This window comes from Streptomyces sp. NPDC030814, from assembly GCF_055572155.1.
In genome coordinates this window covers 47,636-68,735 of record NZ_JBVIDX010000013.1, presented here as the reverse complement: position 1 = coordinate 68,735, position 21,100 = coordinate 47,636, and the positions used below count along the sequence as shown (strand labels likewise).

Here is a 21,100-nt window from a genome sequence, read left to right as displayed (position 1 = left end):
TGTCGGTGGGGGTGGAGGCTGAGGGCGCCATGGTCAGCCGCCCTGGGAGACGGAGGTGACGGCGGCCGGGGTGGACGAGTCCTCTGGCTCCCGGAGGCCCTGACCCTGTCCTGACACATCGCTGAGGTAGGCGGAGCGCATGACGTCCTCCAGGTCGTTCTCCTCCAGGGCGAGATCGGTGACCTGGAAGCGCCCGATGACGACCTTCAGGGCCTCGTGCACGGAGGGGGCGCCGTCCCCGAGGGGCCCGAACACGGCGCGGGGCCCTTCCCGGCGCAGGACGCCGATGCCGGCGAAGCCGGGCAGGGCGGAGAGGTCGCACTGGCCGCCGTCGGCGCCGTCGCCACTCCCGACCTGCTCCAGGCGCTCGATCTCCTGGACGTCGGCGGGGTCGGCGAGGGTCGCGCGTATCTGCCAGGTGCCGCCGAACCGCCGCCGGATCTCCTGGAGCGGCCCGTCGAGGACGATCCGGCCGTGGTTGATGAGGACGACCCGCTCGGCGAGCCGGGCGACCTCGGTCATGTCGTGAGTGGTGAGCAGCACGGTCCGCTCCCGCTCCTCGACCTGGTGCCGCAGGAACCGCCGGACCTGTTCCTTCACGACGACGTCCATGCCGATGGTGGGTTCGTCGAGGAAGACGACGGGGGGGTCGTGCAGCAGCGAGGCGGCGAGATCGCACCGGACGCGCTGCCCGAGCGACAGATGCCGGACGCGGGTGTCCCAGAACTCGGAGAGTTCGAGCAGCCCGTCGAACTCGTCGATGCGCTCCCGGTACCGGTCCTCGGGAACGCCGTAGATGTCGCGGAGGATCGCGAACGACTCCCTGGCGGGCAGATCCCACCACAACTGGGTCCGCTGCCCGAAGACGGCGCCGATGTTGTGGGCGTTGCGCTCCCGGTCCCGGTGCGGCACGACGCCGGCGACGAGCGCCTCACCGGAGGTAGGGGTGAGGATGCCGGTGAGCATCTTGATCGTGGTGGACTTCCCGGCCCCGTTGGGCCCGAGCAGTGCGAGCAACTCCCCTCTGCCCACACGGAAGTCGACGTCCCGCACCGCGACCTTGGCCACGCGCTCGGGACTGACGAGCGACCTGAGCGCCCCGCCGAGCCCGGGCCGGCGCACGGTCGTATGGAACACCTTGGACAGCCCGCGCGCCTCGATCACCGCAGTCAATGGCATCACATCCGTTCTGCTCGGCGCCCCGGCCGCAGGCGGTGCCGCACCGCGGGAACGCGTTCCCGACCACCTCACGACATCCGTCCGAAATACCGAACGCCGTTCGGCGCAACGGCACCGATGCTAGGCCCCTCACCCCGCCCGGGGAAACCCAATTACCGACCCGCAAACCGATCCGACCGCCCCACCACCACCCGCTACACTGGCCGCGGCGAAGCACCACACACGCCACCCCGCCTTCGTAGCTCAGGGGATAGAGCACCGCTCTCCTAAAGCGGGTGTCGCAGGTTCGAATCCTGCCGGGGGCACCAGCCAAAAGGCCCCGGACCGATCATGGTCCGGGGCCTTTGACATCCACTTCTGACATCAACGAGGGCGGTCACGCGCAACCGGCCGCCGCTTGAGCAGCCGATCCTTGTGGCTGATCGCCTCGCGCTGGGTGTCCTGCATGACGTGCGCGTACACGTCCATGGTGATGCCGATCCGACTGTGACCGAGGATCTCCATCACGACTCGGGGCGCGACTCCGGCCGCCGTAAGGAGGGTCGCCGTACCGTGGCGAGCGTCATGCAACCGGATCACGCGAAGGCCGGCGGACTCGGCGACGCGGGTGAAGGAACGGTAGACGTTCCGAGGCTCGACCTGGCGACCGGTACGGGTGGTGAAGACGTACCCCGACTCCTGCCACTGCTCGATGCCAGCGGCGAGCGGGACTGGGGCGGGATCGATGAGCTGCGACAGCTCGACGGCGTCTATCAGCTCGAAGGAGAGTGGGGAGCGATCGAGGTTGTGTCTCGGGAGCCGATCGTGCGGATCATCGGCAGCTGATCTGCGGTACAGCAGAGAAGTACAGCAACGGTGGCGACCGCGGGCGAACGTTCGTACTCTTGCCACCCCCTTAATCAGGTCGGGGGACCTCAGCGACCTTCCCGCCCGTAGTTCGCATCGAGGGGGCCAGGGGTTCAAATCCCCTCAGGTCCACGCAGCTCAGAGCCCCCAGTGGTATCACCACTGGGGGCTCTGACGTGTTGTCAGGCCGTCGCGGTGGGTTCGGCGGGCGGCGGGGCGGCGGTGATCGCGTCGAAGTAGGGCCAGCCGTCCAGTTCGACGCTGTGGGTGGACGGGCAGCGGTCCAGGGCGGGGGACGCGGCGTCCAGGAGGCGGCGGACCGTGCCGGGCTCATAGAGGTTGAGCCAGGTGTGGTCCGGGAGGCGGACCAGGTCGCCGGCGGCGAAGTAGCAGTTGGAGACGACCCGGTTCTCGGCCGGGGCGAAGAGCAGGACCAGGCGGCGGCGCCCCGGGCCCTCGGGGTAGAGGGTGAGCTTCAGGTGGCAGTGGCCGTGGGCGCGGTGGGACCGCCGGCGGACCGTCCAGTGCCAGGTGGTGTCACCCACGAGCATGCGGCGCAGGCGGCGGTTCTCTTTCACGGGGTCACGGTAGGGGCCGCCATGTCGCGGAGGCACGGGGATTTCCGGGGCCGCCGCGTCCGGTCGCGTCCCGCTCAGAGTGGCTTCGCGAAGCACAGGCTCAGTTCGTGGAAGCGGTAGTAGCCGAACTTGGCACAGGGTTCGTAGCCGCTGGAGGCGTAGAGGGCGACGGCCTCCGGCTGCTTGGTGCCGGTCTCCAGGACCATGCGCGTCCGGCCGGCCGCGCGGGCGTCTGCCTCCAGCTCGCCCAGGATGCGGCGGGCGAGGCCCAGGCCGCGGGCGGCGGGAGCGACGTACATGCGCTTGATCTCGGCGTCCCCGTCCAGGTAGCCCTCGTCGTTGGCGTCCTGGGAACGCCAGCCGCCCGTCGCCACCGGTCTGTCCTGGCCGTCGTAGGCGATCAGATACAGCCCGGCCGGCGGCATGAAGTGCGCGGGGTCGACATGGGTGGCGTCCCCGCCGTCGCCGTAGCGGACGGCGTACTCGGCCTGGACCTCGTCGTTCAGCTTGACGGCGTCGGGGTGGTCGAAGCGTACGGGGCGGATAATCATGTCGTGGATCGTACAACTATGCAGGCGGCGGGGATGGGTGAGCGATCCCGTCGGAAACTGGACCGAGTCCAATGTACGGGTATCGTGCCCCCGTGCTCACTGTGACCTCTGTGAATGTGAACGGGCTGCGGGCCGCCGCGAAGAAGGGCTTCGCGGAGTGGCTGGGCGGGACCTCCGCGGATGTGCTGTGTCTCCAGGAGGTGCGTGCCGAACCCGGCCAGCTGCCCGAGGCGGTGCGGCAACCCGACGGGTGGCACGTCGTGCACGCGCCGGCCGCCGCCAAGGGGCGCGCGGGAGTGTCGCTGTACAGCCGGCGTGAACCCGACCGGGTGCGGGTGGGGTTCGGATCGGCCGAGTTCGACGGCACCGGACGCTATGTCGAGGCCGACCTGCCCGGTGTCACCGTCGCCAGCCTCTACCTTCCCTCCGGTGAGGTCGGGACCGAGCGGCAGGACGAGAAGGTCCGGTTCATGGGGGAGTTCCTCGCTTACCTGAAGGAACTGCGCGAGCGGGCCGCCGCCGACGGCCGCGAGGTCGTCGTGTGCGGCGACTGGAACATCGCCCACCGCGAGGCCGACCTCAAGAACTGGCGCGGCAACGTCAAGAACTCCGGGTTCCTCCCGGAGGAGCGGGAGTGGCTCAGCCGCGTGTTCGACGAGACCGACGGCGGCTACGTCGACGTCGTGCGCGCCCTGCACCCGGACGTCGAGGGACCGTACACCTGGTGGTCGTACCGGGGGCGGGCCTTCGACAACGACAGCGGATGGCGCATCGACCTCCAGGTGGCCACCGCCCGTCTCGCGGGCAAGGCGGTCAAGGGACTCGTGGAACGGGCGGCCACCCACGCGGAGCGGTGGTCGGATCACGCGCCGGTGACCGTCGTCTACGACCTCTGACCCGCTCCGGGCGGCTTCCCGGCTGACTGCGGTGCCTCGTCCGCCGAGGCCGGGCGGGCCCGTCGCCGGTAACCGTCGGCCGGCTACGGCTTCTCGTCCGTCCGCCCTGCCTGCCGCAGGCGCCGGTCCAGGGCCATCGAGAGTTCCGCCTCCGCCACGCTCTTCGCCAGGGGGCGCAGGCGTTCCAGATCCTCGGGGGTGCGGTCCGGCTGGTTGAGGACGAGGTCGGTGAAGAGGGCGGCCAGGGCGTCGGCGTGGCTGCGGACCCGGCGGCCGGCGGTGAGGATGTCCGCCAGAGGGATGCCCTCGCGGACCAGGGCGGCGGAGACGTCGAGGAGACGGCGGCTGATGTGGACGATCTCGCCGCCGTCGGTGGCGAGGTAGCCGAGGTCGAGGGCGGCGGAGAGGTTCTCGGGGGTCGCCTGGTCGCCGAAGTGGTCGGCGAGGGCCTCGGGGGTGAGGCGGACCGGGGTCTCCTCGGTGGGGGCGCCGAGGCCCAGCAGCTCGCCCACGTCGCGGCCCTGGTCGAAGGCCTCGGCGAGTTCCGCGATGCCGTTCAGGGTGTGGCCGCGCTCCAGCAGCGCCGAGATCGTGCGCAGCCGGGCCAGGTGCGTGTCGTCGTACCAGGCGATACGGCCCTCGCGGCGGGGTGGCGGGATCAGTCTGCGCTCCCGGTAGAAGCGCAGGGTGCGTACGGTGATGCCGGCCTCCCTGGCCAGCTCCTCCATGCGGTACTCGCGTCGCTCGCCGTCTGCTGCCACGTGGGAAGCCTATGTTGTACCGCCGGTAACTCGGCAGCGTCCGACCCCTACCCATCGGTACGGTCCTGCCCTACTCTCGCCATTGCGCCAGTGATTACTGGCGTGAACATGAGGTGCGGACGCAAGGTGCGGACGCGGTGTGCGCACGCGATGAGCCGTGGAGGTACCGGATGGCCGAGCAGCGGCACGGACATGAGCAGGGGCACGAGGACGGCGGCGGGGGTGAGCCCTCGCTCTCGCACGTCCGGGTGGCGGTGATCGGGGCGGGGTTCGGCGGGCTCGGCGCCGCCGTACGGCTGCGCCGGGAGGGGATCACCGACTTCGTCGTGCTGGAGCGGGGCGGCTCGGTCGGCGGCACCTGGCGGGACAACGACTACCCGGGGTGCGCCTGCGACGTGCCGTCGCATCTGTACTCGTTCTCCTTCGCGCCCAACCCGGACTGGCCGCGCACCTTCTCCGGGCAGGAGCACATCCGGGCCTATCTGGAGCACGTCACCGATGTCTTCCGGCTCCGGCCGCACATCCGTCTGCACTCCGAGGTCAAGCGGATGAGCTGGGACACGGAGCGGCTGCGCTGGGAGATCGAGACCAGCGGCGGGCGGCTCTCCGCCGACGTCGTGGTCTCCGCCACCGGGCCGCTCTCCGACCCCAAGGTCCCCGACGTCCCAGGCATCGACTCCTTCCCCGGCAAGGTGTTCCACTCCGCGCGCTGGGACCACGGCTACGACCTGCGCGGCAAGCGGGTCGCGGTGGTCGGCACGGGCGCCTCGGCGATCCAGATCGTGCCGGCGATCCAGCCCGAGGTCGGCCGGCTGACCCTCTTCCAGCGGACCCCGCCGTGGGTGCTGCCCCGCGTCGACCGCGACATCAGCCCCGCCGAGCGGTGGCTGCACCGCCGGCTGCCCTTCACCACACAGGTCCGGCGCGGGCTGCTGTGGGGCATCCGCGAGCTCCAGGTGCAGGCCTTCACCAAGCGTCCCGAACAGCTGGGCCTGGTGGAGCGGATGGGCCGGCGGAACATGGCACGGGCGGTCAAGGACCCCGACCTGCGCGCCAAGCTCACGCCCGACTACCGCATCGGCTGCAAGCGGATCCTGCTGTCGAACACCTACTATCCGGCGCTCACCCGGCCGAACGTCGACGTGGTCGCCTCCGGGCTCGCCCGCGTCGAGGGCTCCACGCTCGTCGCGGCCGACGGCACCACCGCCGAGGTCGACGCCGTCGTCTTCGGCACCGGGTTCCATGTCACCGACATGCCCATCGCCGACCGGGTCGTGGGCGCCGACGGCCGTACCCTCGCGGAGGCCTGGGCGGACGGCGGGATGCGGGCGCTGCGCGGGGCGTCGGCCGCCGGGTTCCCGAACTGGATGACGATCATCGGGCCCAACACGGGCCTCGGGAACTCCAGCATGATCCTGATGATCGAGTCCCAGCTGAACTACATGGCGGACTACCTGCGGCAGTTGGACGTCCTCGGCGGCCGGGTCGCCCTCGACGCCAGGGCCGACGCCGTGGACGCCTGGAACCGGCGCGTCCACAAGCGCATGGAGCGCACCGTCTGGAACACCGGCGGCTGCACCAGCTGGTACCTCGACGCGCACGGCCGCAACACGACCATCTGGCCCGGCACCACCACGGAGTTCCGCGGCGCCACCCGGCGCGTGGATCTCGCCGAGTACGAGGTGCTGCGGGTGCCGCGGCCCGATGCGGGGAAGACCGGTGGGGCGACCGCGACCGAGGCGACGAAGGTGGAGGCCGGAGCGTGACCCGACTGACCCATGTGAAGCACGGTCCCTATGCCCCGCCCGTCGCCGTACGGGAGTTGACGGCCGTGTCCGCCGACGGTGCGCGGCTGCACGTCGAGACCCACGGGCCGGACGACGCGCCCCCGGTGGTGCTGGTGCACGGCTGGACCTGCTCGACCGCGTTCTGGGCGGCTCAGGTTCGTGACCTCGCCGTCGACCACCGGGTGATCGCCTACGACCAGCGCGGCCACGGACGCAGTCCCGCCTCCGCCCTGTGCAGTACGGACGTCCTCGCCGACGACCTGGAGGCGGTGCTCGCGGCGACGCTCGCGCCCGGCGAGAAGGCCGTGCTCGTCGGGCACTCCATGGGCGGGATGACGCTGATGGCGGCCGCGGCGCGGGCCGGCGTCCGGGAGCACGCGGCGGCGGTGCTGCTGTGCAGCACCGGCAGTTCGCAGCTGGTCTCCGAGGCGCTCGTCGTGCCCGGCCGCGCCGGACGCGTGCGCACCTGGCTCACCCGCAAGGTCCTCGGGTCGAGGGCGCCGCTCGGGCCGGTCACACCGATCGCCCGGCGGATCCTCAAGTACGCCACCATGGGCCCGGGGTCGTCACCGGCGATGGTCGAGGCGTGCGCGCGGATCGTGCACGCGTGTCCGGCGCGGGTGCGGCACGCCTGGTCCGAGGTGCTCGACACGCTCGACCTCGACCAGGGCGTAAGGGAGTTGACAGTGCCGGCCGCCGTCCTGGTGGGCACGGCGGACCGGATGACCCCGCCGGTGCACGCGCGGACGCTGGCCGCCGCGCTCCCGGACTGCGTGGGCGTGACCGAGCTGACCGGTGTCGGGCACATGTCGCCGGTGGAGGCACCGGAGGCGGTCACCGCCCGGATACGCGGGCTGGTGACGGCGTACACACCACGGACCGTGCGGGACGAGCTGGAGGAGGCAGGCGCATGAGCAGGGGCGGCAGCAGGGGCAATGCCCTGGAAGGGCGGGTCGCGGTGGTCACCGGGGCCGCGCGGGGCGTCGGGGAACTCCTCGCCCGCAAGCTCTCGGTGCGCGGCGTGAAGGTCGCGCTGGTCGGGCTGGAGCCGGACGAACTCAAGCGGGTCTGCGAACGGCTCTACGGGGACTGCGAGTTCTGGCACGCCGACGTCACCGACCACGAGGCCATGGCGCGGGTCGCCGCCGAGGTGAAGGAGCGCTTCGGCCGGGTGGACATCGTCGTCGCCAACGCGGGCGTCGCCAACGGCGGGCCCTTCGTCGACTCCGACCCCGATTCCTGGCGGCGGGTGATCGAGGTCAACCTGGTCGGATCGGCTGTCACCGGGCGGGTGTTCCTGCCCGCGCTCGTCGAGAGCCGGGGGTATCTGCTCCAGATCGCCTCCCTCGCCGCGATCACCCCGGCGCCGATGATGACGGCGTACTGCGCGTCCAAGGCGGGCGTCGAGGCGTACGCGCACAGTCTGCGGGCCGAGGTCGGCCACAAGGGCGTCGGTGTCGGGGTCGCCTATCTGTCGTGGACCGACACGGACATGGTGCGCGGGGCCGATCAGGAGCACGCCATGCGGGAGTTGCGTGAGCGGCTGCCGTGGCCGGCCGGCAAGACCTATCCGCTGGGTCCGGCCGTCGACCGGATCGTCGCCGGGATCGAGCGGCGGTCCGGGCATGTCTACGGGCAGTGGTGGCTGCGGGGGATGCAGGGCGTCCGGGGGTATCTGCCGGGGCTGATCGGGGCGTTCGGGCCGCGTGAGGTGCGGCGGTTCGAGGGGCGCATGCAGGGGGCGCCCACCGGGCTCGTGGGGGCGGGAGGGGCGGCCGACGAGCGGGAGCGCCGGGTGGTCGGTGACCGTGAGTGAGTGATCGAAATGCGTTGATTGTCCGCGCGTGTTTGTCTGGTCGAGGCCCGATCCCCTCACCCAGTACGGGAGTGAAACCACATGGGCATGAAGGACCAGTTCCAGGAGAAGAGCGAGCAGCTCAAGCACCAGGCGCGGCAGAAGGCCGGGCGGGCTCCGGAGGAGTCGCAGCGGATGTCGCCGGAGGAGCGTGCGCGCCGGCAGCGCGAGCGGGCTCAGCAGCAGCCTGGGCAGCGCGGGCGTCAGCCCGAGAGCGAGCGTGAGCGCGATCTGCGTGACGCCGACGACCGGTTCCAGCCGGAGCACGACATCTGAGTCGAGCGTCCGCTGAGGTCCTGAGTGGGGCGCCCTCTTCGCCGGGGGCGCCCCATTTCCGTGTCGGGCCCGTCGTCTTCTCTTGTCAGGGACCGTCGTTTCCTCGTGTCCGGATCCGGTCGTCGGCGGACCCTAGTCGCCGCTCCTCGGTGGCAGCTTCGGGCGGGACCTGTCCGGGACGTTGCTGTGATCCGGGGGGTTGGCCGCGGGCTGGGTTTTGAGGAGCTCCAGGGCGAGGTCCACGGCGGCGCCGAGCTGGGAGTGGCGGCCCTCGGCCCAGTCGAGGGGCGTGCGGTGGACCTCGACGTCGGGGAGGACGCCCCGGTTCTCGATGGACCAGCCGTACGCGTCGAACCAGGCGGCGTTCATGGGGACCGTGATGACGGTGCCGTCGCCGAGCTGGTGGCGGCCGGTCATACCGACGACCCCGCCCCAGGTGCGCAGACCGACCACCGGGCCGAGCTCCAGCAGTTTGAAGGCGGCCGTGATCATGTCGCCGTCGGACGAGGTCGCCTCGTCGGCCAGGGCGACCACCGGGCCGCGCGGCGCGTTGGAGGCGTACGACACCGGCTGCGCGCCTCGGGTGAGGTCCCAGCCGAGGATCCGGCGGGTGAGTTTCTCCACCACCAGTTCGCTGATGTGGCCGCCCGCGTTGCCGCGCACGTCGACGATCAGGGCCGGCCGGGAGACCTCCATGCGCAGGTCGCGGTTGAACTGGGCCCAGCCGGAGCCGCCCATGTCGGGGATGTGGAGGTAGCCGCAGTGGCCGCCGCTGAGTTCGTGGACGACCTCGCGGCGTTTGGCGACCCAGTCCTGATAGCGCAGGGGGCGCTCGTCGAGCAGCGGGACCACGGCCACACGGCGCGCGGGCCCCTCGCCCTCCGCGGGGCTGAACGTCAGCTCCACCGTCGTACCGCCCGCCCCGGCCAGCAGCGGGAACGGGCCCGCCGTCGGGTCCACCGGGCGGCCGTCGACATGGGTCAGGACGGCGCCCTCGCGGATGCCCGTACCGGCGAGCGGGGAGCGGGCCTTGGAGTCCGAGGAGTCGCCGGGCAGCACACGGCGGACCAGCCAACCGTCGTCCCGGCGGACGAAGTTGGCGCCGAGGAGGCCCTGGCGGCGCTGGTAGTGGGGCGGGCCCTCGTTGCGGCGGGCCGCGGACACATACGCGTGCGAGGTGCCCAGTTCGCCGAGGACCTCACGGAGGAGGTCGGCGAACTCGTCGGGGGAGGCGACCCGTTCGACCAGGGGCCGGTACTGGTCGAGGACGCCGTCCCAGTCGATGCCGCTCATCCGCGGGTCCCAGAAGTAGGCGCGGATCAGGCGTCCGGCCTCGGCGTAGGACTGGCGCCACTCGGCGGCCGGGTCGACCTCGTGCATGATGCGCCGCAGGTCGATCCAGACGGTGCTGTCGCTGTCGCCGGGCTCGGTGGAGGGGACGGCCCGCAGATCGCCCTCGTCGACGACCACGAGGCGGGTGCCGTCGCCGCTGACCGCGAACCAGTCGAGGTGGGAGACGAGTTCGGACTTCTTCGCCTTGCCGATGTTGAAGTATTCGAGGGTCGGGCGCCCGGTCATGTCGTCGGGGTTGGCGAAGGTCTCGCCGAGGGCACCCGAGATCGGCCAGCGCAGCCAGACCAGGCCGCCGCCGTTCACCGGGCAGAGCGCCGAGTACTTGGAGGCGATGACCGGGAACGGCGTGACGCGGTTCTCCAGACCCTCGGTCTCCACGGTGACCGTCCCGCCGGCCTCCTCGTCCTCGCCGGGGTCCATGCCCCCGGCGACCGGGCGGCCGTCGGGGTTCAGGGCGAACGGGGAGGGCGTGGCGGAGGAGAGCGGGACCAGGTAGGGACGGCAGCCGAGGGGGAAGGACAGGTCGCCCGTGTGGACGTCGTAGACCGGGTCGAAGCCGCGCCACGACAGGAAGGCCAGATAGCGGCCGTCGCCGGTGAACACCGGGTTCTCGTCCTCGAACCGGCCGCCCGTGACATCGACGATGAACCGGTCCTTCAGGCGGGCCATCTTGATCTGGCGCAGGGTGCGGCCGATACCCGGATGGGACCAGGCCAGCCAGCTGCCGTCGGGGGAGAACGCGAGGTCGCGGACGGGCCCGTTGAGTGACGTGATGATCTCGGTGGCCTCGCCGTCGGCCTCCTCCGTGGCGTCGAGCAGCAGGAGCCGTCCGTCGTGCGCGGCGAGGGCGAGGCGCTCGCCCGCCGGGTCCGCGACCATCTCCAGGACCCGGCCCAGCGCGCCGGAGGCGAGGCGGCGGCGTTCGCGGTCACCGGTCGCCCGGGGGAGATAGGCGATCTCGACGGCGTCCTCGCCGTCGGCGTCCGTCACGTACGCCACCCGGCCGCCGGAGCCCAGCATCTCGGGCAGCCGGACCCGGACGCCGGGCGTGTCGGTGATGGTCCGAGCGGGCCCGTCGCGGTGGGTCAGCCAGTACAGGCTGCCCCGGACGACGACCGCGCAGGCCCGGCCCGTCTCGTCGACCGAGAGACCGTCGACGTGCTGTGCGGCCGGCACCTGGTAGGGCCGCCGCCCGGTGAGCGATCCGCCGAGGCGGATGTCGAGCGGGCGCGGGACGGAGCCGGGGGAGAGGTCGTCGACGATCCACAGGTCGCCCGCGCACTGGTACACCACGCGGCTGCCGTCGCTCGCCGCGTGCCGGGCGTAGAAGGCGTCATGGTCGGTGTGACGCCGCAGGCCGGAGCCGTCGTACGCGCAGGAGTAGAGGTTGCCGATGCCCTCGTGGTCGGAGAGGAAGGCGATCCGGCCGCCGACGAACATGGGGGAGTGCAGGTGCCCTTCGATGTCGGGCAGCAGCCGCTCGCCGTGCAGCCAGAGGCGGCCCATGGCACCGCCCCGGTAGCGCTTCCACGAGGCGGGTTCGTGCGGGGGCGTGCCGGTGAGCAGCAGGGTGCGGCGCTCGCCGTCGATCTCGGCGACCTGGATGGCGGAGACGGGCCCCCAGGGCAGCTTGCGGCCCGGGTCGCCGTCGAGGCGGATCTTGTAGGCCCAGGTGTAGTACGAGAAGGGCTCGCCGTGCGAGGCGACGGCCAGGATGTCCGAGCGGCCCTCCGCGTCGGAGGCCGGGGGCGTCCAGCCGCAGACCTCCGTGTCGGGGCTGCCCCAGTGGGTGAGGCGGCGTGCGGGGCCGCCGCCGTCCACCGGCGTCAGATGGATCTCCGGGACGATGCTGCGCCAGCTCGTGTACGCGATGTGGTGGCCGTCGGGCGAGAAGCGCGGGGTGGCGACCTTCGTTCGGTCGACGGTGAGCCGCCAGGCGCGCTCGGAGCCGTCGAGCGGGGCCAGCCACAGGTCGTCCTCGGCGACGAAGCACACGCGGTCGCCGTGGATGTGGGGAAAGCGCAGGTAGCCGGGGACGCTCCGGCCGCTTCCTGTCTCGTATGAGTCGCTCACCCACCCATGCTTCGCCGGGTCAGGAGGCGCGGCAACTCGTGCACGGGGGGTGGCGTCGCGGTGGCGTTCCGGCGGCCTTTCGGCGGGCGCTGCGGAGGCTTTCCGGTGGGTGTGCCCTGGGCCTGACGGTGGGTGTGCCCAGCTGCAGGTGGGTGTTCCCAAGCCTGACGGTGGGTGTTCCCGTGGCGGGCCGGCGAGCACGTGACCCAGGACACGAACGAAACGGTTTCGTTCTCATGGTGGCAGGGGTATCGTCGTAAGTGTACGAAACGGTTTCGTTCGAGAAGCGGGTCGTCCGGACCGTGCCCCGGCACGCGGCCGGTAGCCTTGTCGTCTCGAACGTCCAGTGGGAGTGGGGAGAGTGGGATGACTGAGACCGCGACGGCGCGCCGCAGTCGACTCACGCCCGAGCGCGAGGCCGAGCTGTACGCGGCCGTGCTCGACCTGCTCCGGGAGGTCGGCTACGACGCCCTCACCATGGACGCCGTGGCCGCCCGCACCAGGTCCAGCAAGGCCACCCTCTACCGCCAGTGGGGCGGCAAGGCCGAGCTGGTCGCGAAGGCGATCGGCAAGGAGAAGTCGATGTGCGCGTCCGGCATCGACACCGGATCCCTCCGCGGTGACCTGCACGCCCTGGCGCGGCGCGAGGACGATCGCGTCATGGAACAGAACTCCGCGCTCATGCGGGGCCTGGCCATGGCGGTGCACACGAACCCCGAACTGCTCGCGGCGTTCCGGGAGTTCCTCATCGAGCCGCAGATCGCGGAGTTCCAGCGGCTGCTGGAGCGGGCGGTCGGGCGCGGTGAGGTCCGGCCGGACAATCCGGCGCTCGACTTCGTGATGCACATGATGCTCGGTGCCTTCGTCACCCGGACGCTGCTCGAAGAGCTGCCTCCGACCCAGGCCTTCCTCGTTTCGTACATCGACGCCGTGGTCCTCCCCGCCCTCGGTGTACCGACCGACTGACCCGCCTCGCGCCCTCGCTGCGTGATGCGCAGCTGAGTCCATCCTGACGCCACCGCTCACGTCGTCGGGCCGATCGACCCTGTTCGCGTACTCCCCGGTACGGCCGTACACGGGCCGATCACCCCTGCCCTCCTGCACGTCCACGACCTGAACGGGAGTACCGCCCGTGGCCACCTTCCTCTACGAACTGGGCCGACTCGCCTTCCGGCGACGGCACTTCGTCGCCCTGATCTGGGTCGCGCTGCTGACGCTCGCGGGCGTCGGCGCCGCCTCCGCCCCCTCCGCCGGCTCCTCCTCCTTCTCCGTCCCCGGCACCGAGGCCCAGAAGGCCTTCGACCTGCTGGACCAGCGCTTCCCCGGGATGAACGCCGACGGCGCCACCGCACGGGTCGTCTTCAAGGCACCCGAGGGCGAGAAGATGGCCGACGCCGCGAACAAGGCGGCCGTCGAGCGGACCGTCGAGGAGCTGGGCACCGGCTCCGAGGTCACCTCGGTCTCCGACCCGTTCAGGACCAGGTCGGTCTCCGAGGACGGCACGATCGCGTACGCCCAGGTGCGGTACGAGGTCTCCGGCATGGAGCTGAAGGACGCCTCCAAGGACGCGCTGGAGGACGCCGCCGAGGGCGCCCGGGACAGCGGGCTGACCGTGGAGATCGGCGGTGACGCCCTCCAGGCCGTGCCGCACACCGGTACCTCGGAGATCATCGGCATCGCGGTCGCCGCGGTCGTCCTCGTCATCACCTTCGGCTCGCTGGTCTCGGCCGGGCTGCCGCTGCTGACCGCCCTCGTCGGCGTGGGCATCGGCGTCGCCACGATCACCGCGCTGGCGAGCGCCCTCGACCTCGGGACGACCACCTCCACGCTCGCGATGATGATCGGCCTCGCTGTCGGCATCGACTACGCCCTCTTCATCGTCTCCCGCTACCGCGCCGAACTCGCCGAGGGCCGCGACCGGGAGGAGGCCGCGGGCCGGGCCACCGGCACGGCCGGCTCCGCCGTGGTCTTCGCCGGACTGACCGTCGTCATCGCCCTCGTCGGCCTCGCGGTCGTCAACATCCCGATGCTCACCAAGATGGGCGTCGCGGCGGCGGGCACGGTCGCCGTCGCGGTCCTCATCGCTCTCACCATGGTCCCGGCGCTCCTCGGGTACGCGGGGAAGAAGGTCCGGCCCGCCGGACACAAGGCCCGCTGGATGGGCGGCGGTCGCGCGGCGGCGAAGGCCGGGGGCGGCTCGTCGCGGGGTGCCGTCGGCTCGACGCGGGCATCGTCCACCGGAGGCGCGGCGGCGGAGAAGCCCAACATGGGCACGCGGTGGGCCCGTTTCGTGGTCCGCAGGCCGGTGACGGTGCTGCTCGTGGCCGTCCTCGGCCTCGGCGCCGCCGCGATCCCGGCGAGCTCCCTCGAACTCGGCCTGCCCGACGACGGCTCCCAGCCCACGTCCACCACCCAGCGCCGCGCCTACGACCTGCTCTCGGAGGGCTTCGGCCCCGGCTCCAACGGCCCGCTGATGCTCGTGGTCGACGCGAAGTCCTCGGACGACCCGAAGGCCGCCGTCACGGACGTCGCCGACGAGGTCAAGGGCATGAAGGGCGTCGTGTCGGTCACCCCGGCGACGTACAACAAGGCGGGTGACACGGCGATGATCACCGTCGTCACCGACGCCAAGCCGTCGTCCGTGGCGACCGAGGACGTGGTCCACGAGATCCGCGACGCCGGCACGGCGATCAAGGCCGACTCCGACGCGAACGTCCTGGTCACCGGCACCACGGCGATGAACATCGACGTCTCCCAGAAGCTCAGCGACGCGCTCGTCCCGTATCTGGTCCTGGTGGTCGGCCTCGCCTTCCTGCTGCTGATCGTGGTCTTCCGCTCCGTCCTCGTCCCGCTGAAGGCGGCCCTCGGCTTCCTCCTCAGCGTGATGGCGGCGCTCGGCGCGGTGGTCGCGGTCTTCCAGTGGGGCTGGCTGGCGGACGTCGTGGGCGTCGAGGAGACCGGGCCGATCATGTCGATGATGCCGATCTTCATGGTCGGCGTCGTCTTCGGCCTCGCCATGGACTACGAGGTCTTCCTCGTGACCCGGATGCGCGAGGCGTACGTCCACGGCGAGCGTCCCGGCGAGGCCGTGGTCACCGGCTTCCGGCACGGGGCCCGGGTGGTGACGGCAGCGGCGGTCATCATGATGGCGGTCTTCGCGGGCTTCATCGGCTCCAGCGAGTCGATGGTCAAGATGATCGGCTTCGGCCTCGCCGTCGCCGTCCTCTTCGACGCCTTCGTCGTCCGGATGGCCGTCGTCCCGGCCGTCCTCGCCCTGCTGGGCGAGAAGGCCTGGTGGCTGCCGAAGTGGCTGGACCGGGCGTTGCCCGACGTCGACGTCGAGGGCGAGGGCCTGCGGACACGCGGCGACGACCCCGAGGGCACGGAGCGGGACAAGGAACTCGTGCGCGCCTGACGCCACGGCATCCCGCAGCAGGACCGGCCGGTGAGGGCCCCGTGGGGACGGGGAGCCCTCACCGGCCGCTGCGGCGGAGGCTCACTCGAAAGAGGGACAGGATCTGACCTACATCGTTCCTAACGTGGTCGTACGAGCCCACCCCGAGGCAACCGGAGCGATCATGGCCACGCAGATCCGCCCCTTCCGCATCGACATCCCGCAGGCCGAGCTGGACGACCTGGACGACCGGTTGGCCCGCACGCGCTGGCCGCGACAGCTGCCCGGCGAGGGGGCCGACCGGGGAGTCCCCGTGGCGGAGGCGAGGGAGCTGGCCGAGTACTGGCGCACGGCGTACGACTGGCGGGTCCACGAACGCGCCCTCAACGCGTTCCCCCAGTACCTGACCCGGATCGACGGCCTCGACGTCCACTTCCTCCATGTCCGCTCGCCCTGGCCGGACGCCGTGCCCCTGCTCCTCTCCCACGGCTGGCCCAACTCCGTAGTGGAGTTCACCCGTCTGATCGGTCCGCTGACCGAGCGCGGGTTCCATGTCGTCGCGCCGTCCGTCCCCGGGTTCGCCTTCTCCGAGGGCCCGCGCGAGAGGGGCTTCGGCGTCGACCGGGTGGCCCGGATGTGGGCGGAGCTGATGCGCCGCCTCGGCTACGACCACTACGGCACCCAGGGCGGCGACCTGGGCGCGTATCTGGCGCCCGCGGTGGCCCGCGCGGCACCCGCCCACGTCATCGGCGTCCACATCAACGGCGGGTTCGGCTTCCCGACCGAGAAGGACCTGCCCGAACTGACCGCGGATGAGCGGGCGTTGTACGACATGATCCAGCAGTGGTCGCAGGGCGGCGTCGACCACCACACCCTGCTGCGCGCCGCCCCGCAGACCTTCGCGTACGCCTGGCACGACTCCCCCGTCGCCCAACTCGCCTGGATGATGCAGAAGTTCCGCGACTTCGGCATCCGGGACATGGACCGCGACCTGTTCCTCACCAACGTCACGCTCTACTGGCTGACCGGAACGTCCGGCACCTCGTCCTGGTTCATGTACGAGCGGGGGGAGTTCACCTGGCCCGAGGGGCAACGGCATGTCCCGACCGGCGTGTACTGCGGGCCGCCCGCCGTCCGCCGCCTCGCCGAGCGCGACAACCGGATCGTGCACTGGCCGGAGTCCAACCCGGGCCACCACTTCGTGGGGATGGACGAGCCGGAGACCCTGGCGGCCGACATCCGCGGGTTCTTCGACAGGATTCTCTGAGACACCGAAGGACACCGAGAGCATCAGGAGGACGGCCGATGGCCGAGGACAAGCGGGTGGGGCCGCCCCACGCCGGATCCGAACGGGAGACACTGCGGGCCTTCCTCGACTACCACCGCGCGACCCTCGCCATGAAGTGCGAGGGCCTCACCGACGCCGAGCTGCGCCGGCGGTCGATGCCGCCGTCGACGCTGTCGCTGCTCGCGCTGGTCCGCCACATGGCCGAGGTGGAACGCGCCTGGTTCCGCCGGGTGTTCGAGGACAACGACGCGCCCATGGTCTGGGCGGACGAGATCGACTTCCAGGCCGCGTACGACGACAGCGCCTCGACGCGTGCGGAGGCGTTCGGGGCGTGGGAGGCGGAGGTCGAGCACTCCCGCCGCATCGAGCGCGAGGCACCCTCCCTCGACCTGGCCGGCCACCAGCCGCGCTGGAACGAGGAGGTCTCCCTGCGGATGGTCATGCTCCACGTCCTGCTGGAGTACGGCCGCCACAACGGTCACGCGGACCTCCTGAGGGAGGGGGTGGACGGGACGGTCGGGGCGTGACAGCCCCGCCCATGGCGTAGCCGAGGGAGAAGCTTGAACTTTCCACAGGTTGGCCTCGTAGCATCGCGCGGGATCCCTGACGGACGGACCAGAGAGCGCGCAGGCCCCACCATGAGCGAAGAACCGCACCGCCACGGCCACGGTCACGGACATGACCATGAAGACGAGTTCGACGGAGGGCTCTCCTACGATCTGCCGGTGCTGGCACGGCGGCGCGTGATCCGGCTGCTGGCCGGGGCGAGCATGGTGCCGCTGGTGGCGGCCTGTTCCGCGGACGACTCGGGCGGGACGCCGTCGGCGTCCTCGCCGTCCTCCGGCTCGTCCTCGTCCTCCTCCGGCGCGGAATGCGAGACCATCCCGAGTGAGACGGCCGGCCCGTACCCCGGGGACGGTTCCAACGGTCCGAACGTCCTCAAGGAGAGCGGCGTCGTCCGCCGGGACATCACCAGGAGCACCGGCCCGGCGAGCGGTGTCGCCGAGGGCGTACCGCTGACGGTGACCCTCACCGTCGTCGAGACGGACTCCGGGTGCCGGACGCCGAAGAAGGGCGCGGCCGTCTACCTCTGGCACTGCGACCGGGAGGGCCGCTACTCCCTCTACTCCGAGGGCGTCACCGACGAGAACTACCTGCGCGGCGTGCAGGAGACCGACGCCAAGGGCCAGGTCACCTTCACATCGGTCTTCCCGGGCTGCTACACCGGCCGCTGGCCGCACATCCACTTCGAGGTGTACGACAGCCTCGACGACGCCACCGCCGCGCAGGACGTCAGGGCCACGTCCCAGCTCGCGTTCCCCAGGGACGTCTGCGACACCGTCTACGCGACGGACGGCTACAGCCAGAGCGTCACCAACCTCGGCGAGCTCTCCCTGGAGACCGACGGCATCTTCAGCGACGGCTACGGCCAGCAGCTGGCCACCATGAAGGGCGGCGTGGAGAAGGGGTACACGGCGACGCTCACGGTTGCCGTGTAGGACGCGCGGGCCGTTCGGGTCGCCGGTCAGCGGCTGCGCCTGGCCGGCGGTTCGGCGGGGCGGGCGGCCGGTAGGGCGCGGGGAGGGGTGGCGGGCGTACGCGCGCCGCTCGTCGGTGGCTGGCGAGCGGCCACCGACCGGCTGCGCGCGGCCGCGGCGGCCGCGGCGGGGTTGGTCCCAGTCCCGGCGGCCCCGGCCCCGGCCGTAGCCCCGGCCCCGGCCGTAGCCCCGGCCCCGGCCGTAGCCCCGGCCCCGGCCGTAGCCCCGGCCCCGGCCGTAGCCCCGGCCCCGGCTCCGGCCGTAGCGCCTGAGCCTGGCGCGGCCCCCGCGACCGCGCCGACCCCGGTTCCCGCTGCCGCTCGTGGCATGGGGTCCGCCCGCAGGGCCCGGCGGTGGGCCTCCTCGATGCCGCGTGCCTCCGGTGACAGGGCGGAGCGGCGGGCCAGTTCGCCGAGCAGACGGTCGGTGGTGTGCTCGTGGCGGGCGGCGGTCACCGGGTTGGTGTCGCCCCGGGAGTAGGCAGTGTGCCGTTCGGCCAGGTTGTGGGCGAGGAGGTCGATGACCTCGTGGTCGCCGCGGGCCAGGAGCGTGGGCTCCGGTCGGCGGGGTGGCTCCGCGGTGCGCAGTGCCGCCGCACGCTCGGCGACGGCGCGCCACGGGGCCTCGGGCGCCGGCAGGATCGGCGCGGCGGAGCGGGCTATGCGCTCCAGTTCGGGCACGACGTAGTCGGGGGCGGTCACGACCGCCGCCGCGTGCCGCGCCGCGAACTGCGACGCCTCGGCCGTCGTCTGCACGCGCGCGTGTTCCCGCTCGACGGCCGCCACCAGCGACGCCCCGGCCTCCCTCGTCCCCCTGATGTCGGCGGGGAGGCCGCCGGCGGCGATGTGCTGCTGGTGCACGGTCTCCCCGCCCCGGCGCAGCACCGTGGCGAAGTCGCCCAGACCCTCGCGTTCCAGGGCGGCGGCGCCCCGTACCACCCCGCGCAGTGCCGCGTCGTGGATGTCGGGGTCGACCAGGCGGCCGTGGCCGTGCCGCTGGAGTTCGTCGAGGTAGCGGGTCATGACGCCGAGACGGCTGACGGGGCCGGGGACGGCCACGAACGCGGTCTCGATGCGGTACGGGGCGACCCCCTCGGGGAGCTGCGCGGAGCGGATACGGCGGCAGATGTCCTCGTACTCGGCCGGGGTGACCATCGCGGATTCGAGCAGGATGTTGTAGCCGCGCGAGAGGGCGAGCTCCTGGGCCTGCTCCCACCAGCGGTCGCCGTCCGGACGGACCAGCGCGTCCGCCTCCTGGGGGCGCTCGGCCTGCCAGCCGGCGTACTCGGGGTGGTGCGGGTTGTAGAAGTCCATGTTGATCCAGGCCGCGGGACCACCCCGGTCCAGCGCGTCCTTGACCATGCGGGTCACGGCGGTCTTCCCGGCGCCGGTCTGCCCGGCCACGATCACGGCGACGGGGGCCCGTTGGGGTGCGCAGCCGTCGAGGAAGACCGGGGCGATCTCCTCGCGGAAGATCCGCTGGTTCTCGGCGAGGGGCAGCCGCCCTTCGAGGGTCGGCCCCTTCGGTGCGGTGGGGTCGTTCGGTGACCGGCTCACGCGTCGCCGCCCGGCAGTTCGGCCAGTTCCGCGCGGGCCCGGCGGCACAGGGCATGCGCGGCGGCCAGGCCGTCCGTGTCGTCGGGGCGCAGGCCCAGCTGGAGCCGGTTCAGTTCCCGCCGGCGTTCGAGCAGACGCTCGCGGGTGGCTCCGGCGGCGTCGCGCAGGGCGGCCGAGACCTCGCCGACGGCCGTGCGCAGGTCACCGAGGGCGGCCTCGTAGGGCTCGTCGGCGTACAGGCCGCCGCTCAGCGGCTCCACCTGCGAGAGCACGGGCTCGGAATCGGGCTGCTCCGTCATGGGTCGTCCCTCCGTCGTGGTCGAAGTCGTGGTCGAAGTCGTGGTCGAAGTCGTGGTGGGCGTCGCGTCGGATGTCGCGCTCAAGGACGTGGCCGCGGGTGCTGTCGGTTCAGGCGAGGTGCGTGGTGTCCCCCCACAGCGTCAGACGCAGCCGTCCGCCCGTGCCGTTCCACCACGAGACCGAGGCGTTGGGGACCGGTGGCAGCGTGTCGGGGGAGGGCGCGCCCAGGCCGGCCAGGACGAAGCGGAGGGTGATGACGATCGCGTCGTGCGCCACGAGCAGCACCCGCCGTCCGGGCGCGGCCTTGTCCAGCTCCGTCACGAAGTCCCGTACGCGCAGCGCGACATCGGTCATCGCCTCCCCGCCCGGCGGCCGGTACGCCCACTCGCCGAGCAGCGCCCGCCGGGCGGCCTCCTCGGGGGCGCGGGCCCGCAGCGCGCCCGGCGGATGCAGTTCGAAGATCCCCATCTCCCGGTCCCGCAGCCGCTCGTCGACGAGCAGGGCGGGCGGGGTCACCCGTGGATGCGCGGCCATGACCTGCCAGGTCTCCCGGGCCCGCGTGTACGGCGAACAGACCACCAGGTCCGGCCCGGCCCCCTCCTCCAGCCCGGCGAGCCACCCGCCCAGCGCCCCGGCCTGCTCCCGCCCGAGCGGCGACAGCGGGACGTCCATGTCCCGCCCGGCTACGGCCAGTTCCGTCGAGCCGCTCCGCTCGGCCTCGGCGAAGACGAGGTTCGCCGTGCTCTGCCCGTGCCGTACCGCCCACAGTCCCTGGAGTGAACCGGGCGCCGCGAGCCCGCCCTTGTGCATCTCATCGGCCATCCGGTCATTCTGCTGGACCACCCCGTGCCGGAACGCGCGCTCGGCCG

Annotated in this window: 18 protein-coding genes, 1 tRNA gene and 1 pseudogene; 11 read left to right on the top strand and 9 right to left on the bottom strand. The window is 72.1% G+C overall.

The features are described from left to right. Nucleotides 1-33: 33 nt before the first annotated feature. On the bottom strand, nucleotides 34-1,179 hold the full coding sequence (locus ACZ43N_RS26070) for an ABC transporter ATP-binding protein (protein WP_468100799.1): 1,146 nt from the start codon (nucleotides 1,177-1,179) through the stop codon (nucleotides 34-36). A 232-nt stretch (nucleotides 1,180-1,411) separates the two neighbouring features. Here ACZ43N_RS26070 and ACZ43N_RS26065 point away from each other — a divergent pair. Continuing rightward, nucleotides 1,412-1,487, top strand: a tRNA-Arg gene (locus ACZ43N_RS26065). Between the two features lie 55 nt (nucleotides 1,488-1,542). Here ACZ43N_RS26065 and ACZ43N_RS26060 read toward each other — a convergent pair. From ACZ43N_RS26060 to ACZ43N_RS26050, 3 genes and pseudogenes are all read right to left on the bottom strand, one after another. Further along, nucleotides 1,543-1,869: pseudogene (locus ACZ43N_RS26060) on the bottom strand (tyrosine-type recombinase/integrase); the annotation flags it as partial. A gap of 338 nt (nucleotides 1,870-2,207) precedes the next feature. Beyond that, nucleotides 2,208-2,603, bottom strand: a complete 396-nt coding sequence (locus ACZ43N_RS26055) for a hypothetical protein (RefSeq protein ID WP_468100798.1) — start codon at nucleotides 2,601-2,603, stop codon at nucleotides 2,208-2,210. Between the two features lie 74 nt (nucleotides 2,604-2,677). Then, nucleotides 2,678-3,154: a GNAT family N-acetyltransferase gene (locus ACZ43N_RS26050; RefSeq protein ID WP_468100797.1), complete on the bottom strand. Its 477-nt coding sequence runs from the start codon at nucleotides 3,152-3,154 to the stop codon at nucleotides 2,678-2,680. A 71-nt stretch (nucleotides 3,155-3,225) separates the two neighbouring features. On the opposite strand from ACZ43N_RS26050, the gene ACZ43N_RS26045 reads away from it, so the two are divergent. After that, nucleotides 3,226-4,050 carry an exodeoxyribonuclease III gene (locus ACZ43N_RS26045; protein WP_468100795.1) on the top strand — a complete coding sequence of 275 codons (825 nt, stop codon included), beginning with the start codon at nucleotides 3,226-3,228 and terminating at the stop codon, nucleotides 4,048-4,050. 83 nt (nucleotides 4,051-4,133) lie between these two features. On the opposite strand, the gene ACZ43N_RS26040 is transcribed toward ACZ43N_RS26045, so the two are convergent. Beyond that, on the bottom strand, nucleotides 4,134-4,811 hold the full coding sequence (locus ACZ43N_RS26040) for a MerR family transcriptional regulator (protein WP_468100793.1): 678 nt from the start codon (nucleotides 4,809-4,811) through the stop codon (nucleotides 4,134-4,136). Nucleotides 4,812-4,981: 170 nt separating this feature from the next. Here ACZ43N_RS26040 and ACZ43N_RS26035 point away from each other — a divergent pair, with 170 nt between their 5' ends. The 4 genes from ACZ43N_RS26035 to ACZ43N_RS26020 all read left to right on the top strand — a co-directional run bounded on the left by ACZ43N_RS26035 (nucleotide 4,982) and on the right by ACZ43N_RS26020 (nucleotide 8,729). Continuing rightward, nucleotides 4,982-6,577, top strand: a complete 1,596-nt coding sequence (locus tag ACZ43N_RS26035; RefSeq protein WP_468100791.1) for a flavin-containing monooxygenase — start codon at nucleotides 4,982-4,984, stop codon at nucleotides 6,575-6,577. Continuing rightward, nucleotides 6,574-7,512 (top strand): alpha/beta fold hydrolase, encoded by a 939-nt coding sequence (locus ACZ43N_RS26030; RefSeq protein WP_468100790.1) that lies wholly within the window; start codon nucleotides 6,574-6,576, stop codon nucleotides 7,510-7,512. The genes ACZ43N_RS26035 and ACZ43N_RS26030 overlap by 4 nt, the downstream gene beginning before the upstream one ends. Further along, entirely contained in the window at nucleotides 7,509-8,414 is a 906-nt protein-coding gene (locus ACZ43N_RS26025; protein WP_468100789.1) for an SDR family oxidoreductase, read from the top strand. Before ACZ43N_RS26030 ends, ACZ43N_RS26025 begins: the two co-directional genes overlap by 4 nt. Nucleotides 8,415-8,495: 81 nt before the next feature. Continuing rightward, nucleotides 8,496-8,729, top strand: coding sequence for a hypothetical protein (locus tag ACZ43N_RS26020; RefSeq protein WP_468100787.1), 234 nt, complete (start codon nucleotides 8,496-8,498; stop codon nucleotides 8,727-8,729). A gap of 132 nt (nucleotides 8,730-8,861) precedes the next feature. Here the strand turns inward: ACZ43N_RS26020 and ACZ43N_RS26015 are convergent, their stop codons facing one another. Further along, complete coding sequence (locus ACZ43N_RS26015; RefSeq protein ID WP_468100786.1) at nucleotides 8,862-12,155, bottom strand: S41 family peptidase; 3,294 nt, start codon at nucleotides 12,153-12,155, stop codon at nucleotides 8,862-8,864. A gap of 366 nt (nucleotides 12,156-12,521) precedes the next feature. Between ACZ43N_RS26015 and ACZ43N_RS26010 the strand changes: the two genes are divergently transcribed. The 5 genes from ACZ43N_RS26010 (at nucleotide 12,522) to ACZ43N_RS25990 (ending at nucleotide 18,336) form a co-directional block, all read left to right on the top strand. After that, nucleotides 12,522-13,121: a TetR/AcrR family transcriptional regulator gene (locus ACZ43N_RS26010; RefSeq protein ID WP_468100784.1), complete on the top strand. Its 600-nt coding sequence runs from the start codon at nucleotides 12,522-12,524 to the stop codon at nucleotides 13,119-13,121. A gap of 166 nt (nucleotides 13,122-13,287) precedes the next feature. Beyond that, nucleotides 13,288-15,570 (top strand): MMPL family transporter, encoded by a 2,283-nt coding sequence (locus ACZ43N_RS26005; protein ID WP_468100782.1) that lies wholly within the window; start codon nucleotides 13,288-13,290, stop codon nucleotides 15,568-15,570. A gap of 163 nt (nucleotides 15,571-15,733) precedes the next feature. After that, on the top strand, nucleotides 15,734-16,816 hold the full coding sequence (locus ACZ43N_RS26000; RefSeq protein WP_468100781.1) for an epoxide hydrolase family protein: 1,083 nt from the start codon (nucleotides 15,734-15,736) through the stop codon (nucleotides 16,814-16,816). A gap of 38 nt (nucleotides 16,817-16,854) precedes the next feature. Further along, nucleotides 16,855-17,364, top strand: coding sequence for a DinB family protein (locus ACZ43N_RS25995; RefSeq protein WP_468100779.1), 510 nt, complete (start codon nucleotides 16,855-16,857; stop codon nucleotides 17,362-17,364). Between the two features lie 111 nt (nucleotides 17,365-17,475). Then, nucleotides 17,476-18,336 carry an intradiol ring-cleavage dioxygenase gene (locus tag ACZ43N_RS25990; RefSeq protein WP_468100778.1) on the top strand — a complete coding sequence of 287 codons (861 nt, stop codon included), beginning with the start codon at nucleotides 17,476-17,478 and terminating at the stop codon, nucleotides 18,334-18,336. A 26-nt stretch (nucleotides 18,337-18,362) separates the two neighbouring features. On the opposite strand, the gene ACZ43N_RS25985 is transcribed toward ACZ43N_RS25990, so the two are convergent. The 3 genes from ACZ43N_RS25985 to ACZ43N_RS25975 all read right to left on the bottom strand — a co-directional run bounded on the left by ACZ43N_RS25985 (nucleotide 18,363) and on the right by ACZ43N_RS25975 (nucleotide 21,053). Further along, nucleotides 18,363-19,931 carry a zeta toxin family protein gene (locus tag ACZ43N_RS25985; protein WP_468100777.1) on the bottom strand — a complete coding sequence of 523 codons (1,569 nt, stop codon included), beginning with the start codon at nucleotides 19,929-19,931 and terminating at the stop codon, nucleotides 18,363-18,365. Continuing rightward, on the bottom strand, nucleotides 19,928-20,230 hold the full coding sequence (locus ACZ43N_RS25980; RefSeq protein ID WP_468100776.1) for a hypothetical protein: 303 nt from the start codon (nucleotides 20,228-20,230) through the stop codon (nucleotides 19,928-19,930). Before ACZ43N_RS25980 ends, ACZ43N_RS25985 begins: the two co-directional genes overlap by 4 nt. Before the next feature lie 109 nt (nucleotides 20,231-20,339). Beyond that, entirely contained in the window at nucleotides 20,340-21,053 is a 714-nt protein-coding gene (locus tag ACZ43N_RS25975; RefSeq protein WP_468100775.1) for a histidine phosphatase family protein, read from the bottom strand. Between the last annotated feature and the right edge of the window lie 47 nt (nucleotides 21,054-21,100).

Coding starts and splice junctions, on each gene's coding strand:
- ACZ43N_RS26020 (WP_468100787.1), top strand. CDS start 8,496: ATGGGCATGAAGGACCAGTTCCAGGAGAAGAGCGAGCAGCTCAAGCAC.
- ACZ43N_RS25995 (WP_468100779.1), top strand. CDS start 16,855: ATGGCCGAGGACAAGCGGGTGGGGCCGCCCCACGCCGGATCCGAACGG.
- ACZ43N_RS26035 (WP_468100791.1), top strand. CDS start 4,982: ATGGCCGAGCAGCGGCACGGACATGAGCAGGGGCACGAGGACGGCGGC.
- ACZ43N_RS25990 (WP_468100778.1), top strand. CDS start 17,476: ATGAGCGAAGAACCGCACCGCCACGGCCACGGTCACGGACATGACCAT.
- ACZ43N_RS26045 (WP_468100795.1), top strand. CDS start 3,226: ATGTACGGGTATCGTGCCCCCGTGCTCACTGTGACCTCTGTGAATGTG.
- ACZ43N_RS25980 (WP_468100776.1), bottom strand. CDS start 20,230: ATGACGGAGCAGCCCGATTCCGAGCCCGTGCTCTCGCAGGTGGAGCCG.
- ACZ43N_RS26000 (WP_468100781.1), top strand. CDS start 15,734: ATGGCCACGCAGATCCGCCCCTTCCGCATCGACATCCCGCAGGCCGAG.
- ACZ43N_RS26025 (WP_468100789.1), top strand. CDS start 7,509: ATGAGCAGGGGCGGCAGCAGGGGCAATGCCCTGGAAGGGCGGGTCGCG.
- ACZ43N_RS26050 (WP_468100797.1), bottom strand. CDS start 3,154: ATGATTATCCGCCCCGTACGCTTCGACCACCCCGACGCCGTCAAGCTG.
- ACZ43N_RS26010 (WP_468100784.1), top strand. CDS start 12,522: ATGACTGAGACCGCGACGGCGCGCCGCAGTCGACTCACGCCCGAGCGC.
- ACZ43N_RS26070 (WP_468100799.1), bottom strand. CDS start 1,179: ATGCCATTGACTGCGGTGATCGAGGCGCGCGGGCTGTCCAAGGTGTTC.
- ACZ43N_RS25975 (WP_468100775.1), bottom strand. CDS start 21,053: ATGGCCGATGAGATGCACAAGGGCGGGCTCGCGGCGCCCGGTTCACTC.